Below are 15,764 nucleotides of genomic sequence, written 5' to 3'. Positions count from 1 at the left end.
AGCTTGCATCCCTGTTGAATGGGCTGCCGTCATCGCGAGCAAGCTCGCTCCCACAGTTGGTCTGCGGTGCCCGCGAGTGCAATCCCGGCATGGAGGTACAGACCGTGTTCGCCCTCCCAATCCTGTTGCAAACCATGAAATGACCCACACAGTTCTATCGTTTGCCCGCGCGAAGACTGCTAGCATCTGGGCCGAGATTGAACATTCGGTCTGGCCCATCACAGGTTGCCCATGCTCGAGACACCAGCACTGCAAAGGAACGCGACGCTGCCCGCGCCCCTGGACACGCGTTATCAGGTTGAAACGCCGGAAGGCATCGACCTGCCGCTGCGCCCGGCGGGGTTGATGCCGCGTGCAATCGCCTTCGCCATCGACCTGGGCATTCGCGGGCTGGTCCTGGGGTTTTTCTTCCTGGTCCTGGCGTTTTTCGGTGAGCTGGGGCTCGGCCTGGGTTCCATCCTGCTGTTTGTCGTCAGTTGGTGGTACATGGTGCTGTTCGAGGTGCTCAACCAGGGGCGCTCTCCCGGCAAGCAGATCATGGGGCTGCGCGTGGTGCAGGACGATGGCCGGCCCATCGGCTGGTCGGCGTCGTTGATCCGCAACCTGCTGCGTTTCGTCGACATGCTGCCCTTTGGCTACACCTTCGGGGCCATTTGCTGCCTGCAGCATCCGGCGTTCAAGCGCCTGGGCGATCTCGCGGCCGGCACGCTGGTGGTGTATCGCGAACAACCTGTCAAACGCCCCGCATTGCCCATGGCCCCGCCGATACGCACGCCTTTCACCCTGAACTTGCATGAACAACGCGCCGTGCTGGGCTTCGCCGAACGCCAGGCAGAACTGTCACGGGCGCGGGTCAACGAACTGGCGGCGATCCTGGCTGCGCCACTGAACGTCCAGGGGCCGAACGCCACCGCCGAACTCAATGGCATCGCCCGTGGCCTGTTGGGGCCGACATGAAGCAAAGCCTGTTCGAAAGCCGCCACCAAGGCGAATGGGAGCATCTGTCCCGACAACTCGATCAACTGGAGCGCAGCCGCAACGTGCCCCAGAGCGGTGATTTCCCCGCTGCCTATCGACGGCTCTGCCATCACCTGGCACTGGCCCAGGCCCGGGGCTACAGCAGCTTGCTGGTCGACACCCTGCAACAACTGGCGCTACGCGGTCATCAGCAACTCTACCGGGATCGCAGCCGCCCCTCGGCCAGCCTCTCGGCCTTCATCCTGGTCGGTTTCCCTCGCCTGGTGCGTGAACAATGGCGCTTTGTGCTGGCCGCCAGCCTGATGTTCCTGGGCAGCCTGGTGGGCATCGGGCTGTTGGTCTATCTGTTTCCGGAACTGGTCTACAGCGTGCTGGGCGCCGACGAAATCAGCCAGATCCGCAGCATGTATGACCCTGCCTCCGGGCACCTGGGGCGCTCGGTCGAACGGGCCGCCAGCGAAGACTGGGTCATGTTCGGCTACTACATCATGCACAACATCGGCATTGCCTTTCAGACGTTCGCCAGTGGCTTGATGTTTGGACTCGGGAGCGCGTTCTTCCTGCTTTTCAATGGCCTGACCATCGGCGCGGTGGCCGGGCACCTGACCCAGATCGGCTCGGGGGGAACGTTCTGGTCGTTCGTGATCGGCCACGGTGCCTTCGAACTCACCGCCATCGCCCTGGCGGGCGCCGCGGGCCTGCAATTGGGCTGGGCCTTGATCGCGCCGGGACGCCTGACCCGGGGCGAGGCCTTGCGGCTCGCGGCGGGCAAAAGCGTGCTGATGATCGGCGGCGTGATGCTGTTCCTGCTCATCGCCGCGTTCATCGAGGCCTACTGGTCCTCCAGCGCCGTGACGCCCGCCACCAAATACACGGTGGGCGCGTTGTTATGGCTGTTGGTGATCAGCTATCTGTCGTTTGCCGGACGGGTCCGCCATGCGCCTGAGTGATGCCACCGTCGTCATCCGCCCACGCACCACCTGGGAAGCCATGGACCTGGGTGTATTGATGAGCCAGCAGCATCGACGCCTGCTGATGACCAGTTGGGCGATCATCACGCTACCGGTGTACCTGTTGCTGACCCTGCTGCTGTGGGATTCACCGTCCCTGGTGGTGATGCTGTTCTGGTGGCTGAAGCCGGCCTTTGACCGTCTGCCCTTGTACATTCTGTCCAAGGCGCTGTTTGGCGAAACCCCGACCTTGAGGCAGGCCTTGCGCCAATGGCCAGCGCTGCTCAAGCCCCAGTTGCTGGCCAGCCTGACCTGGCGCCGGCTGAGCCTGAGCCGCAGTTTCCTGCTGCCGGTGGTGCAACTCGAAGGGCTCGCCGGTGAAGCGCGGGAGCAACGCATACGGGTATTGCTGCAACGCAACCGTGGCGCTTCGCAATGGTTGACCATCATCGGCATGCACCTGGAAACCGCCCTGTGGTTCGGCCTGATGGCGCTGTTCTATCTGTTCGTGCCGCAACAAGTCGAACTGCAATGGGATTGGGAGACGCTGGTGTCCGCAGCCGAACACGACTGGTTGTGGTTCGAGCACCTGGTCAACTTCCTGTATCCGCTGCTGCTGATCTTGTGGGAACCGGTGTACGTCGCCTGCGGCTTCAGCCTCTACCTGAACCGGCGTACGATCCTCGAGGCGTGGGACATCGAACTGGTGTTCCGGCGCCTTCGCCAACGGCTGAGCGGCGTAGCCCCGGTGTTGTTGCTCCTGGCCCTGGTGATGCTGCCATTGGCGCCCCCGGCGTTTGCCGCAGAGGACACCAACGGCCCCGACAGCCCGCGGCTGCTCAACCAGCCCCTCACCAGCGAAGCCTCCCGGGACGGCATCGAGGCGATCCTCGACGCCCCGCCCTTCAAGAACTCCGAGACCATCACCCGTTATCGTTTCGGCGAAGACACCGCTGAACCCGCCGAGGAGACCGAAGAGACCGAGGCCAAACCGAGCTGGCTCAAGGCCCTGTTCAAATGGCTCGGCGGCCAACGCTTCGACATCGCCGCCGGGCTGATCCAGATCGCGCTGTGGGCCTGCTTGATAGGCGCGATCGTCTGGCTGGCCTGGCACTATCGGGAACGGCTCAAGGCCCTGGTCAATCGCCGACCGACGCCACGCCTGCCCGTGGAACGAGCGGCGCCGGCACGCATGTTCGGCCTGGATATCCGTGAAGAAAGCCTGCCGACCGACATCGCCGCCAGCGTCGAACAACTGTGGGCCACGCAACCCCGTGAAGCCCTGGGCCTGCTGTACCGGGCGCTGCTCAGCCGGTTGCATCATGACTTCAAGATCCCCTTGAAACCGTCCGACACCGAAGGCCAGGTGCTGCAACGCGTCGAACAGCTCAAGCAGGACGACCTGCTGGGCTTCAGCAAAGCCCTGACGCTGCATTGGCAAAACATTGCCTACGGGCATCGCCCACCGCCGACCCACCTGCAACAGGAACTGTGTGACGGCTGGCGCGGGCTATTCGGTCCGGGAGCGTCTCGATGAGCCGGCATGCGGGGTGGCTGATCGGCGCCGTGCTGGCCGCCGTGGTGGGCGCATTCGGCTTCTATCTCTACGCCAAAGCCGTGCCCTATGAAGAGGTCGTCGAGCACGGCCCTTCTCCCGAAGCCCAGGCCAACCCTTACCTGGCCGCCGAGCATTTCCTGCGCCAGCGGGGCATCAACGTCGAGCACGCCAACAGCCTGGATGTATTGCCCACCCTGGAGCCTCGCCAGCACAGCCTGCTGTTGCTGGGCGAGCGCACCCACATGACGCCCCGGGAAGTCGACCGATTGATGAACTGGACCCGGGCCGGCGGGCGCTTGCTCTTCGTGGCCGAAGCCTTGTGGGACGACAGCGCCGGCAACAGCGGCGACCTGCTGCTCGACCGCGTGCGCCTGCGCCAATTCCTCAGCAAGGACCTCAAGGAGCCCGCGCCCGAACTGATCAAGGACCGTTATCCGGAACTGACCAAGCTCTACCTGGAAGACGAAGAGGCGCCGGCCTATATCGGCTTCGACACCGACTTTCACCTCGAAGACCCGCATAACCTGGCCCAGGCCTGGGCCAACAGCGCGTCGTCGACCCACATGATGCAATTGACCCTCGGCCTGGGCTCGATCACCGTGCTCACCGATGCCGAGCTGTGGAAGAACGATGCGATCGACCAGTACGACAACGCCTGGCTGCTCTGGTACTTGAGCGCCGACAGGGACGTCACGCTGCTGTTCAATACCGACCACGACGACCTGCTGACCCTGTTGCTGCGCTATTTCCCCCAAGCGCTGGTGGCATTGCTGGCCCTGGTTGCCCTGTGGTTCTGGCATTCGGCGGTGCGCCATGGCCCGCTGCAACCCCCCGCCTCCAAGGCGCGGCGCCAGTTGGAAGAACACGTGCAGGCCAGCGCCGGTTTCCACCTGCGCCACAACGGCCAGCAGCACCTGTTGCACGCCTTGCAGCAAGACGTGCTGCGCCGGGCACGCCACCTTCACCCAGGTTTCGAACAACTGGCCGTCGCCGAACAGTGGCAGGTACTCGCCCGCCTGACCCGACAACCGACGCGGGCCATCAGCCAGGCCTTGAGCCCACGGCCGAAACAGCGGATGTCCGGCGCCGAGTTCTGCCGCCAGGTCGCCCATTTGCAAAGCCTTAGGAATGCCTTATAGATTTTTCCGCAGAAAAATCCGCAAAATCACTGGAAATCGCCTACCGTACGATATCGCTACAGCTAGTAATAACAGGCGTTACAAGCCATTTTATTTTCCGCAAAAATTTCCGCAGGCATTACCCAATAAATAGCCGTTATGTTCGCTGGAAGCAAACGATGATCACCTCGAAAACGTACCTGGATCCCGTACTGCCAGAAAACCTGCCCGACTCGCTCATTCAGGCCGCGGATCAGTTGCCACGCAAGGCAGCCTTTCTGGCCGGACGTCTGGCCGATGAGACATCCAGGCAACTGGCGGGCCTGTTGCGCATCACCAACACCTACTACTCGAACCTGATCGAAGGGCATCGCACCGAGATTGCCGACCTCCAAGTTGCTCGCACGACACCAAAACGGGAAAGAAAGGAACTCAAAGAGCTGGCCGTGCACCACATGACGCAGCAGGAAGTGATGGAGCGGCTACTTCGTATGCGGCCAGCGGACAATTTCTCCGCGCTGTTCGATCCCAAGTTGATCGCGGCCATCCATCGTCGTCTGTTCAAGGACGCGTCCAAGCAGGAACTGACCCTGGGCGATGGGCGCCTGATGGAACCCGGCAGGCTGCGGGCCGAAGAGAACGAACAGGTCCAGGTTGGCGCGCATGTCGCTCCCTCGGCGGCTGTTGTATTGCCCATGCTTGAGCATCTGCAGTTGCACTACGGACGAATCAGGGATCCGCGGCGCCAATTGATCGCTGCCCTGGCAGGCCATCACCGGGTGGCGCTTGTTCACCCCTTCCTGGACGGCAATGGTCGAGTGATTCGGATGCTCACCCACCTGCAACTGGTTCACCTCGGGCTAAAACCTTTTCTTTGGTCACTGTCTCGCGGCCTGGCTCGCAGGCAAGATGAGTACTATCGCTTCCTGGCCCTGGCTGATCGCCCTCGCGAAGGTGACTATGACGGGCGCGGCCAACTCTCACAGCGTCACTACTTCAACTTCATCGAGTTCATGCTCGATGTCTGCCACGACCAGATCGAGTACATGACGACCTCGCTAAACCCGGCCAAGCTGCGCGAACAGGTTGTTCATGTGTTCTCGACGGATCCTGAGCTTCGCCGTGCCGGCATCCGACCCACCAGTGCTGCTGCCGTACTGGCGCTTCTCACTCAGGGCGTAATGCCGCGGGCGGAGTTCAAGGTATTCACAGGCTTGAAGGATCGGCTGGCAACCGAAGAGCTGGGCCGCTTGATCGAAGCGGGGATCGTGGTTAGCAGTACCCCCCGGTCTCGAACGGTGGAAGCGGGGTTGCCCGCACGCTTCGCCGGATTAATCTTTCCAAACCTGCATTTTCAGATGGGCTAAGGTGTGCCAGCGACTCAGCTATCACTGCCCGGCACTGAAGGATGAAAGCGTTAGATCACGAGTAAATAGGATTTAACCGTTAGGAGAACGCCAGAATTGACGACTGAACAGAACGAACCTGCCGACGGCCAGGCCCACGCCGCCCAACAGCGCCAGCGCGCCAGTCAGTTGGCCCAGGCCATCCGCACCGAGCTACGCAAGGCGGTGGTGGGTCAGGCCAGTGTGATCGACGATGTGCTCACGGCATTGATCGCCGGTGGCCACGTATTGCTCGAAGGCGTTCCCGGATTGGGCAAGACCTTGCTGGTGCGGGCCCTGGCTCGCTGTTTCAACGGCGAGTTCGCGCGCATCCAGTTCACCCCCGACCTGATGCCCAGCGACGTCACCGGGCACGCGGTGTACGACTTGCAGACCGAGCAGTTCAAGCTGCGCAAGGGCCCGGTGTTCACCCATCTGCTGCTGGCCGACGAGATCAACCGTGCGCCAGCCAAGACCCAGGCCGCGCTGCTCGAAGCCATGCAGGAGCGCCAGGTCACCCTGGAAGGCCGTGCCCTGCCCATCGCCCAGCCGTTCATGGTCCTCGCCACCCAGAACCCCATCGAACAGGAAGGCACCTACCCGCTGCCGGAAGCCGAGCTCGACCGCTTCATGCTCAAGGTGCGCATGGATTACCCGGATGCCGACCAGGAGCTGGACATGGTCCGCCAGGTCAGCCGTTCGACCCGCGCCGACATGCTCGATGTGCAACCGCTGCGCATGGTGTTGCAGGCCAAGGACGTGCAAGCGTTGCAACGCATCGCCAGCGACCTGCCGATGGACGACCAGGTGCTCGACTACGCCGTGCGCCTGGCCCGCACCACCCGCAGTTGGCCGGGCCTGACCCTCGGCGCCGGGCCTCGCGCGTCGATTGCGCTGGTGCGTTGCGCCCGGGCCCGGGCGTTGTTGCGCGGCGGCGACTTCGTCGTGCCGGACGACATCAAGGGCTGCGCCCTGGCCGTACTGCGCCATCGCGTGCGGCTGGCACCGGAACTGGACATCGAAGGGCTGTCGGTGGATCAGGTGCTGGGGCAGTTGCTTGATCAAGTGCCGGCGCCGCGGTTGTGATGAGGGCGTCTGTGCCAAGCGTGCTTTTTGTGCCAGGAATACCTTCTATGGCAGGAATGTCTTCTGTACCAGGAATGCTTTTTGTGCCAGGAAAATTCTTTGTGGCAGGCATGCTTTTTGTGGCGAGGGAGCTTGCTCCCGCTGGGCTGCGAAGCAGCCCCCAAGTTCTATCTGACACACCGCCAAGGGACGCTGCGCGTCCAGCGGGAGCAAGCTCCCTCGCCACAGGAAACCTCACTGCAGCAAATTTCTTTGCCAAGGCAAACATCCCCTGCAAGGGCATGCGCCGATGAAACCCTCACGCCTGCTGCTGACCTGGCTCGCCGTGCTGCTGGGCGTGAGTATCGTGCTCGGCGCACTGCGAGCGCTGGGCATCGCGGTGCCATCGACGCTGCTGTCGATCAACTGGGGGTTGCTGCTGGCCTTGCTGGCCCTGGCGCTGCTCGACGCGGTGCGCGTCCGGCGCCTGCCCTCGCCGCGGGTGCAACGGCAAATGCCCGGGAGCCTGGCCCTGGGCCGCTGGGGTGATGTCCGCCTGGAAGTCAGCCACGACTTTGCCCAGCCGCTGCACGTGCAGCTTTTCGATCATGTTCCCGATGGCCTGGACTTCGAAAACCTGCCGCAGTCGGTCGAACTGCAACCCGGCCAGCGCAGCCAGGTCGGCTACCGCCTGCGCCCGCTCAAGCGCGGTCACTTTACCTTCGTCCAGTGCGAAACCAACCTGCCGAGCCCGCTGGGCTTGTGGACCGATAAGCGCCTGCTGGACGCCGTCGACCACACCCGCGTCTACCCGGATTTCGCCAGGCTCTACGACGGCCAGTTGCTGGCGGTGGACAATTGGCTCAGCCAGCTCGGCATTCGCCAGCGGCAACGCCGCGGCCAGGGGCAGGAATTCCATCAATTGCGCGAATTCCGCGAGGGCGACAGCCTGCGCCAGATCGACTGGAAAGCCACCGCCCGCCATCGCACGCCGATCGCCCGGGAATACGAAGACGAGCGCGACCAGCAGATCATCTTCATGCTCGACTGCGGCCGACGCATGCGCAGCCAGGACGGCGAGCTGGCGCATTTCGACCACGCCCTCAACGCGTGCCTGCTGCTCAGCTACACCGCCCTGCGCCAGGGCGATGCCGTGGGCCTGAGCACCTTCGCCAGCGAGCAAAGCCGCTACCTCGCCCCGGTCAAAGGCACCGGCCAACTCAACGTCCTGCTTAACACCGTGTACGACCTCGACAGCAGCCAACGTCCCGCCGACTACCAGGCCGCCGTCACCGAACTGCTGGCCCGGCAAAAACGCCGGGCCCTGGTGGTGCTGGTGACCAACCTGCGGGATGAAGACGATGCGCAATTGCTCGCGGCCGTGAAACGGCTGGGGCAACAGCATAGGGTGCTGGTGGCCAGCCTGCGCGAAGACGCCCTCGACCGGTTGCGCCAGGCACCGGTGCAAACCTTGCCCGAGGCCTTGGCCTATTGCGGGACGGTGGACTATTTGAATGCGCGGGCGGAGCTGCACAAGCAGCTCGCCGCCCACGGCGTGCCAACCCTGGATTCGCGCCCCAGCGAATTGGGTGCGGCCCTGGTGACCCAATACCTGGCCTGGAAAAAAGCCGGAACCGCCTGAAGCTGATCACTTAAGTAACACGATGAACCCGTGGCGAGGGAGCTTGCTCCCGCTGGGCTGCGTAGCAGCCCCTTTTTTGGGGAGCGCTTCGCACTGAAACAGCAGCCCGATCACATTGGTCCTACAGCGAGACAGCAAAAGTCCGATTAACTACAGCGCCTTGCGCAACGGACTACAGATCCGCCAGAATCCGCCGGCTTGTGCACCTTGGCCTCGCCCCGTAACTTGATTCGCGTCGCTGATATTCAGCGATCGGGTTTAGTCGCCCGGTGGTAAAAGTGATGTGCACAAGTTTCATCCAGTCGGGTTCTCTATCCCCGTACTTGATGGTGGCTGTGCGCAGGGCGCCCTCGGGCGCGCCGGTCTTCACTTTTCCACCGGTCGACTAACCTGCGTCCAGCCGCCACCCTTCGTTTAGTCGCGAACCGGGTGGCTGCCTCATAATGGAAAAGTGAATATGATCAAGCCGACTCCAAATCCACCCCACGAAACCCCCGACCCCGAAAAGCTCGACGAAGCCGCCCAAAGAGCCCTGGACTATTACCTCAAGCCCAACCACGGCCAACCCGACAAAAAACCTTACAAACAACCGGACTACTTCATCGTCGCCCCCGACGCCGACCCCGAAGGCATGCTCGCCCACACCTACGAAACCTTCTGTTCGGTAAGCACGTTGATCCTGGATCTATCGGAAGACCTGGAAGGCGCCCCGCGCAACCTGGCGTTGGCGATTCACCAAATGGGCGAGATGGGGGTGTTGTTGCTGGAGAAGATGCTGGATAACGAAGCGAGGGTTCAGCGCTAAAAAAGCCGAATGACCTGTAAAAGCTATAGGGATAGATGACTGCCCTGTGGGAGCGAGCTTGCTCGCGATGGCGGCGGTACATTCAGCATTGCTGCAAGCTGATCCACCGCTATCGCGAGCAAGCTCGCTCCCACAAAGTGAGTGACAGCTAAATGCTCAGGCCGACGCCGGCAACGGATAGAAACTGAAATACTGCCGCAACGCGCTCACCAGTTGCCCATAGTCCGGTGATGCCGCCAGCAGGCTGAAACCGGCATCGAAATGTTGTGGCGTCACGTCTTCATGGCACCACAGGCACCTGGCTTTCAACTGGATGTTTTGCTGCGGTTCTTCCTCGGCGGGGATTTTCAGGAGCAAGTCAAAATCCGCACCGACCATCAACGGTAAATGGCTGATCAACATCAGCCCATTCTCGGAAACATTGCCCAGGAAACCGATGGGCCTGTCGTTGACAGCGTTGAATACTCTGAGGAAATACGGCAATTGATGCCGTTCGATTCGGCGTTCCTTGTACATGTCCTGTATCGCTTTCTTAGCGGCCACATACCGGGCCAACCGATCACTTCGGAACGAACCCAAGCGAGCCCGCTCTCCCCAATCCCGGTGCCAGACGCTAAAACCGTCTATGAGCCTACTTCTGCCGGTCTCAGGTGCTTCTGAAAAAGTAGAGATGTTGCTCTAGCCATGACTTGTACAAATATAGCCCAAGCTAAGATGGCAACCAGTCCCATATATTAATTTTCATAAACACGACGGGCAGAGGACGGATGGCCAGGATTACTCCTGGCCACGGGAGGGGGGTCAAGAAGCAGGACGGATCGCCGACGCGCTGCGGCTCGGGTAATGACCCAGGCTCTGCAGGGTTTCGAGCCGGGCACGAGCGCGGAACGCGTATTCGCTGTTAGGGTATTGGGCGATGATGAACTGGTAGGTCTGCGCGGCATCGATAAACAGCTTCTGCCGCTCCAGGCACTGGCCACGCAGCATCGAGACTTCCGGCTGCATATAGCGGCGGGCACGGCTGGCGCGGTCGACCTTGGACAGCTCAAGCATGACCTGCTCGCAATTGCCACGGTCATAGGCCTTGTAGGCCAGGTTCATGTGGTGGTTCATTGACCAACGGGTACAGCCCGTGACGCTCAGGGCCAGGGCAACAAAAAGCACGAATCGCATGGGAGGTTCTCCTGTCTTGAGCTCTGTATCGACCTGGCGGGGAAAATCTTCAGCCGAAAACACTCCCATGGTGAACACCTGTGTGGCGAGGGAGCTTGCTAAACCCCCCCGAGGGTCACCCCGTGGGTGGCGTGGCAGCGGCCGCCCGCGGGGGCGCGCAGCGGCCCTGTTTTTTGGGGCTGCTGCGCAACCCAGCGGGAGCAAGCTCCCTCGCCACAAGAGCAGTGTTCGGCTTAAGTAAGTTAAAGGCGCAAAAATTTTCAGGAATGTTCATTTCGAAAAACAAACGAAAAAGTAGTGCATATGAACAATGACTACACCCAAAGAGCATAGTAGCCTTCGCTGGCGCTTGAACTTGAGGAGTCTTGCATGTCCGTCCGTCGCACCAAAATCGTCGCTACCCTTGGCCCGGCCAGTAATTCGCCGGAAGTTCTCGAACAGCTGATTCTGGCTGGCCTGGACGTTGCCCGTCTGAATTTCTCCCACGGCACCCCCGACGAGCACAAGGCTCGTGCCAAGCTGGTGCGCGACCTCGCTGCCAAGCACGGCCGCTTCGTTGCCCTGCTGGGTGACCTGCAAGGCCCGAAGATCCGTATCGCCAAATTCGCCAACAAGCGCATCGAGCTGAAGATCGGTGACGCCTTCACCTTCTCCACCAGCCACCCGCTGACCGAAGGCAACCAGCAAGTGGTCGGCATCGACTACCCGGACCTGGTCAAGGACTGTGGCGTGGGCGACGAGCTGTTGCTCGACGACGGCCGCGTGGTGATGCGCGTCGAGACCGCTACCGCCACCGAACTGAACTGCGTCGTGACCATCGGCGGCCCGCTGTCGGACCACAAAGGCATCAACCGTCGCGGCGGTGGCCTGACGGCCCCAGCCCTGACCGAAAAAGACAAGGCCGACATCAAGCTGGCCGCGGAAATGGAAGTCGACTACTTGGCCGTGTCCTTCCCCCGTGACGCGGCGGACATGGAATACGCCCGTCAACTGCGCGACGAAGCCGGCGGCACCGCCTGGCTGGTGGCCAAGATCGAACGCGCCGAAGCCGTGGCCGACGACGAAACCCTCGACGGCCTGATCAAGGCGTCCGACGCCGTGATGGTGGCCCGTGGCGACCTGGGCGTGGAAATCGGCGATGCCGAGCTGGTGGGCATCCAGAAGAAGATCATTCTGCATGCACGCCGCCACAACAAAGCGGTGATCGTTGCGACCCAGATGATGGAGTCGATGATCCAGAACCCGATGCCGACCCGCGCCGAAGTGTCCGACGTAGCCAACGCCGTGCTCGACTACACCGACGCCGTGATGCTCTCGGCCGAAAGCGCCGCCGGCCTCTACCCGCTCGAAGCGGTGCAGGCCATGGCGCGTATCTGCATCGGCGCTGAAAAGCACCCGACCAGCAAGACCTCCAGCCACCGCATCGGCAAGACCTTCGAGCGCTGCGACGAAAGCATCGCCCTGGCGACGATGTACACCGCCAACCACTTCCCGGGCGTGAAGGCGATCATCGCCTTGACCGAAAGTGGTTACACGCCGCTGATCATGTCGCGCATCCGCTCCTCGGTGCCGATCTACGCGTTCTCCCCACACCGCGAAACCCAGGCCCGCGCATCGATGTTCCGTGGCGTCTACACCGTGCCGTTCGACCCGGCGGCCCTGCAACCGGGCGAAGTCAGCCAGGCGGCGGTGGATGAACTGGTCAAGCGCGGCGTGGTGCAGACCGGCGACTGGGTCATCCTGACCAAGGGCGACAGCTACCACACCATCGGCGGCACCAACGGGATGAAGATCCTGCACGTTGGCGACCCGATGGTCTGAGTGACCGAGCGCTGAAAAACAAAAGCCCTGCCATGTGAATGGTGGGGCTTTTTGGTTTTTGTCTTCTGAAGCCTGTACTGCCTGTGCTGCCGCCATCGCGAGCAAGCTCCCACAGTAGGTCTGTGGTGTTCATCAATAATGTGTTCAACACAAAACCCTGTGGGAGCGAGCTTGCTCGCGATAGGGCCGGACCAGGCACCAAAAAACTCAACGCCTGTTGATAAACCCCGACAACGCCGCCACCGCCTCGGGCGAGCGCAGGCGTTGGGTGAACAACTTGCCCTCCTCTTCGATCACCTTGCGCAATGCTTCCCGGTCCGGCGCTTTCATCAGTTGCTTGCTGATGCGCACCGCTTCCGGCGGCAGCGATTCGAAGCGCAATGCCACTTCCCTGGCCTTGGCCAACACCGCTTCGCCATTGTCCAGCGCCTCGGTGGCGATGCCCCATGCGACCGCCTGTTCCCCACTGAAGCCCTCGCCCAACAGCAACAATTGCGCAGCCTTGGCCTGGCCCAGCAGCCGCGGCAGGATCAGGCTGGAGCCGAACTCCGGGCACAAACCCAGGTTGACGAACGGCATGCGCAGCCGCGCATCCCGGCTGACGTAGACCAGGTCGCAATGCAGCAGCAACGTCGTGCCGATGCCCACCGCCGGCCCGGCCACGGCGGCGATCACCGGTTTGCGACAATCGAGCAGGCTGAGCATGAACTGGAATACCGGGTTATCGAGGTCGTTCGGCTGTTCGAGGAAGTCGACGATGTCGTTACCGGCGGTGAAGCAATCGCTGGAGCCGGTGAGCAGCACCGCGCGAATCTGCGGGTCGGTGTCGGCCATCGTCAGGGCATGGGCCAATTGACTGTACATCGCCCGGGTGAGGGCGTTTTTCTTGTCCGGGCGGTTCAAGCGCACGGTCAGCAGGCCGCGTTCACGGTCGAACAACAGGGTTTCGGTCATGGTCGGTCTCGCGTCTGGAAATCAGCGCTCAACCACGGGGCAGGAAGACGTCGGCCAGCAGTTGATTGCGCGGCAAGCCGGCCAGGTACAAACGCTTGGCAAAGGCCTCGACCCGGTCGGGATGGCCGCAGAGTAAGGCTTGGGTTTGCCGGGAAACAAGCCGCAGTTGCGCCAAGGCGGACGGCGCCTCGGCCGCGGTCAGCAGCTCCACCGAGAGGTTTTGATGCTTGGCCGCCAGCGCCTCCAGGGGTTTGGCCAGGTAATGCCCGGCCGCATCATGGGCCACGTGAATAAGGCGAATCGCGCCTTGGTGATGCTGGCGCAACGCCTCGCGCAGCAAGCCGAACAGCGGCGCCAAGCCCGTCCCGGCGGCGAGCAGCCACAGCGGCCTGGCATGCCAGTCGGGATCGTAGTGCAAGGCGCCACCGCGCAGCTCGCCCAGGCGGATCGGGTCGCCGGCGTTCATCTGCCGGGCCGCCTCGATGAACTGGCCGGGCTCACGGCAATCGAGGTGGAACTCCAGGAAACGGTCTTCTTCGGGCAGGCTTGCCAGGGAATATGGCCGGGCCACCTCGCCGGCCCACAGCACCAGATGCTGCCCGGCCCGATACCGCAGCGGCCGTTCGGGGGTGACGCGCAAGCGCAACACCTCGCCGCCCAGCCAATCCACTGCCATCACCTGGGCGGCCTGGCCGTCACGTTGCGGATCGAAGGTGTGGATCTGCACATCCTCCACCACCTGGCATTGACACGCCAACCGCCAGCCCTGGTCGCGCTGCGTCGGGCTCAGGGCATCGGGACGGCTGTCACGCACGTCGCCACCCACGCACTGCACCAGGCAAGCGTGGCAGCTCCCGGCGCGGCAACTGTAGGGCACCGGCACGCCGGCACCGTTCAAGGCGTCCAGCAGATTACTGCCCGCCGCCACCGTCCAGTGTCGACCGGCGACTGTCAGTTCAGGCATCGACGTTCTCCCAAGCGGCGGCGCACCGATTGCGGCCGTCTCGCTTGGCACGGTACAGGGCCTGGTCGGCCCGCTGCAACGCGTTGTCCAGGTCATCGCCCATGTCCAGCATCGTCATGCCCGCCGACAGGCTGAGGGCGCCGACCTGCAGGCCGATCAGCTCGACTTCGGTGAACGCCAGCCGCAGCCGCTCGCAACAGGCCGTCAGGCGCTGGGGGTCGCAAGCGGGCAGCAGCATGACGAATTCCTCGCCGCCATAACGAGCCAGTACATCGCCTTCACGCAGGCACGCCGTGGCGACAGCGGCGAACGCCTGCAACACTTGATCGCCGGCGGCGTGGCCGTGCAGGTCGTTGATGCGCTTGAAATGGTCAAGGTCGATCAGGGCCAGGCCATGGGCGACGCCGGGCCGGAGGGTGTTGAGTTCGCGGGAGGCCAGGCGCAGGAAATGCCGGCGATTGAACAGCCCGGTCAGCTCATCGGTGGCCACCAGGTCTTCGAGTTGGCGCATCATGCCGCGCAAGGTGTCCTGGTGCGCCTGCAAGGCAAACCGCCGCTGGCGCATGCGCTGGCGTGAGGTCTGGACGTAGCGGGCGTAAAACACCAGCCACACCAGCACGAGAAACAGCACGGCCACCTGCAACCCGGCCAAGGTGGGATCGGGAAGCCTGAAGAAATAACCGTCCCAGAGGGTAATCGCGGTGAAACTGATGAACACCAGCGACGCGCAGCGCACAAAGGCCCGGCGTGACAGGTGGAACAGCCCGAACAACAGAATCAGCACATAAAACACCAGGAACACGCCTCGGGCCTGGTCCAGGTGCGCCATCATCCAGGTCTGCCAGCCCAGGCCGATCAACACCTGGACTTCGGTGAGGCTGGGGTCGGCGAAGCGCAGGTTGCGGTCGGTGATAAACAATGTGAACAGCCCGGCCTGGCACAGCACGACCAACACGCTGCCGATGATGACACCGCGCAACGAGTCCAGGTAATGCCCACTGAAAAATGCCAGCCACAACAAAACCAGTGCCAGCGCGTACGTCGCGGCCGCCAAAGCGAAGCGTTTCAGCAAAAGACGTTGAATGGCGTTATGGGTCAATCGTTGACTCACCATGGGAAAGGAAACTGACAGGAGGCGTCCTACGCTACAGGCCAGACGCCACTTTAGTGGCGTGTAGGACAAATGACCATTCAATTCTGGAGCAGAAAAATGGCGTCAAAGCAATGGCCCAATTGACGCAGTGGCTCGCGCCCCTGATATCCCTGTGGCGGGGGGGGGGGGGGCCCCGCGGGGGGGGGGGGGGGGGGAAAAAAAGGGGGCCGCGGGGCAGCCCGCGGCGGGCCCAAAACA

At 62.7% G+C, this 15,764-nt stretch carries 14 protein-coding genes; 9 read left to right on the top strand and 5 right to left on the bottom strand.

Annotated features, from left to right (window positions below; translation table 11 throughout):
- Window positions 1–231: 231 nt before the first annotated feature.
- From ACIPQ1_RS13710 to ACIPQ1_RS13675, 8 genes are all read left to right on the top strand, one after another.
- Window positions 232–957 carry an RDD family protein gene (locus ACIPQ1_RS13710; protein ID WP_411385490.1) on the top strand — a complete coding sequence of 242 codons (726 nt, stop codon included), beginning with the start codon at window positions 232–234 and terminating at the stop codon, window positions 955–957.
- Complete coding sequence (locus ACIPQ1_RS13705) at window positions 954–1,928, top strand: stage II sporulation protein M (RefSeq protein ID WP_186706381.1); 975 nt, start codon at window positions 954–956, stop codon at window positions 1,926–1,928. Before ACIPQ1_RS13710 ends, ACIPQ1_RS13705 begins: the two co-directional genes overlap by 4 nt.
- Window positions 1,915–3,465 carry a DUF4129 domain-containing protein gene (locus tag ACIPQ1_RS13700; RefSeq protein WP_446534303.1) on the top strand — a complete coding sequence of 517 codons (1,551 nt, stop codon included), beginning with the start codon at window positions 1,915–1,917 and terminating at the stop codon, window positions 3,463–3,465. Before ACIPQ1_RS13705 ends, ACIPQ1_RS13700 begins: the two co-directional genes overlap by 14 nt.
- A complete protein-coding gene (locus ACIPQ1_RS13695) occupies window positions 3,462–4,625 on the top strand; it encodes a DUF4350 domain-containing protein (RefSeq protein ID WP_446534302.1) in 1,164 nt (387 codons plus the stop codon). The genes ACIPQ1_RS13700 and ACIPQ1_RS13695 overlap by 4 nt, the downstream gene beginning before the upstream one ends.
- 158 nt (window positions 4,626–4,783) lie before the next feature.
- On the top strand, window positions 4,784–5,971 hold the full coding sequence (locus tag ACIPQ1_RS13690; RefSeq protein ID WP_446534301.1) for a Fic family protein: 1,188 nt from the start codon (window positions 4,784–4,786) through the stop codon (window positions 5,969–5,971).
- 96 nt (window positions 5,972–6,067) lie between these two features.
- Window positions 6,068–7,075, top strand: coding sequence for an AAA family ATPase (locus tag ACIPQ1_RS13685; protein WP_250963390.1), 1,008 nt, complete (start codon window positions 6,068–6,070; stop codon window positions 7,073–7,075).
- 289 nt (window positions 7,076–7,364) lie between these two features.
- Entirely contained in the window at window positions 7,365–8,696 is a 1,332-nt protein-coding gene (locus ACIPQ1_RS13680; RefSeq protein WP_250963389.1) for a DUF58 domain-containing protein, read from the top strand.
- Between the two features lie 457 nt (window positions 8,697–9,153).
- Window positions 9,154–9,501, top strand: coding sequence for a DUF6124 family protein (locus ACIPQ1_RS13675; RefSeq protein ID WP_186706387.1), 348 nt, complete (start codon window positions 9,154–9,156; stop codon window positions 9,499–9,501).
- Between the two features lie 156 nt (window positions 9,502–9,657).
- Here the strand turns inward: ACIPQ1_RS13675 and ACIPQ1_RS13670 are convergent, their stop codons facing one another.
- Both ACIPQ1_RS13670 and ACIPQ1_RS13665 read right to left on the bottom strand, forming a co-directional pair.
- The gene (locus ACIPQ1_RS13670; protein WP_446534300.1) at window positions 9,658–10,017 is read right to left on the bottom strand and encodes a PilZ domain-containing protein; all 360 of its coding nucleotides are present in this window, start codon (window positions 10,015–10,017) and stop codon (window positions 9,658–9,660) included.
- A gap of 285 nt (window positions 10,018–10,302) precedes the next feature.
- Window positions 10,303–10,674 (bottom strand): tetratricopeptide repeat protein, encoded by a 372-nt coding sequence (locus ACIPQ1_RS13665; protein WP_250965952.1) that lies wholly within the window; start codon window positions 10,672–10,674, stop codon window positions 10,303–10,305.
- Between the two features lie 369 nt (window positions 10,675–11,043).
- Here ACIPQ1_RS13665 and pyk point away from each other — a divergent pair, with 369 nt between their 5' ends.
- Window positions 11,044–12,495 carry a pyruvate kinase gene (gene pyk / locus ACIPQ1_RS13660; protein WP_446534299.1) on the top strand — a complete coding sequence of 484 codons (1,452 nt, stop codon included), beginning with the start codon at window positions 11,044–11,046 and terminating at the stop codon, window positions 12,493–12,495.
- Window positions 12,496–12,702: 207 nt separating this feature from the next.
- Here pyk and ACIPQ1_RS13655 read toward each other — a convergent pair whose 3' ends face one another.
- The 3 genes from ACIPQ1_RS13655 to ACIPQ1_RS13645 are packed head-to-tail and all read right to left on the bottom strand — an operon-like array spanning window position 12,703 to window position 15,512.
- Complete coding sequence (locus ACIPQ1_RS13655) at window positions 12,703–13,449, bottom strand: enoyl-CoA hydratase (protein ID WP_446534298.1); 747 nt, start codon at window positions 13,447–13,449, stop codon at window positions 12,703–12,705.
- 28 nt (window positions 13,450–13,477) lie between these two features.
- Window positions 13,478–14,413, bottom strand: coding sequence for an iron-sulfur-binding ferredoxin reductase (locus tag ACIPQ1_RS13650; protein ID WP_186706391.1), 936 nt, complete (start codon window positions 14,411–14,413; stop codon window positions 13,478–13,480).
- Window positions 14,406–15,512, bottom strand: coding sequence for a GGDEF domain-containing protein (locus ACIPQ1_RS13645; RefSeq protein ID WP_186706392.1), 1,107 nt, complete (start codon window positions 15,510–15,512; stop codon window positions 14,406–14,408). The genes ACIPQ1_RS13650 and ACIPQ1_RS13645 overlap by 8 nt, the downstream gene beginning before the upstream one ends.
- Window positions 15,513–15,764: the final 252 nt, after the last annotated feature.

The sequence above is a fragment of the Pseudomonas sp. LARHCG127 genome (assembly GCF_052871455.1).
Note: the sequence above shows the minus strand (reverse complement) of the source record. Positions and strands in the feature narration are given on the sequence as shown.

Excerpts from the sequence above, each read along its gene's own strand:
- ACIPQ1_RS13705 (WP_186706381.1), top strand. The coding sequence starts at position 954 with ATGAAGCAAAGCCTGTTCGAAAGCCGCCACCAAGGCGAATGGGAGCAT.
- ACIPQ1_RS13690 (WP_446534301.1), top strand. The coding sequence starts at position 4,784 with ATGATCACCTCGAAAACGTACCTGGATCCCGTACTGCCAGAAAACCTG.
- ACIPQ1_RS13675 (WP_186706387.1), top strand. The coding sequence starts at position 9,154 with ATGATCAAGCCGACTCCAAATCCACCCCACGAAACCCCCGACCCCGAA.
- ACIPQ1_RS13695 (WP_446534302.1), top strand. The coding sequence starts at position 3,462 with ATGAGCCGGCATGCGGGGTGGCTGATCGGCGCCGTGCTGGCCGCCGTG.
- ACIPQ1_RS13680 (WP_250963389.1), top strand. The coding sequence starts at position 7,365 with ATGAAACCCTCACGCCTGCTGCTGACCTGGCTCGCCGTGCTGCTGGGC.
- pyk (WP_446534299.1), top strand. The coding sequence starts at position 11,044 with ATGTCCGTCCGTCGCACCAAAATCGTCGCTACCCTTGGCCCGGCCAGT.
- ACIPQ1_RS13655 (WP_446534298.1), bottom strand. The coding sequence starts at position 13,449 with ATGACCGAAACCCTGTTGTTCGACCGTGAACGCGGCCTGCTGACCGTG.
- ACIPQ1_RS13650 (WP_186706391.1), bottom strand. The coding sequence starts at position 14,413 with ATGCCTGAACTGACAGTCGCCGGTCGACACTGGACGGTGGCGGCGGGC.
- ACIPQ1_RS13710 (WP_411385490.1), top strand. The coding sequence starts at position 232 with ATGCTCGAGACACCAGCACTGCAAAGGAACGCGACGCTGCCCGCGCCC.
- ACIPQ1_RS13665 (WP_250965952.1), bottom strand. The coding sequence starts at position 10,674 with ATGCGATTCGTGCTTTTTGTTGCCCTGGCCCTGAGCGTCACGGGCTGT.
- ACIPQ1_RS13700 (WP_446534303.1), top strand. The coding sequence starts at position 1,915 with ATGCGCCTGAGTGATGCCACCGTCGTCATCCGCCCACGCACCACCTGG.
- ACIPQ1_RS13670 (WP_446534300.1), bottom strand. The coding sequence starts at position 10,017 with ATGTACAAGGAACGCCGAATCGAACGGCATCAATTGCCGTATTTCCTC.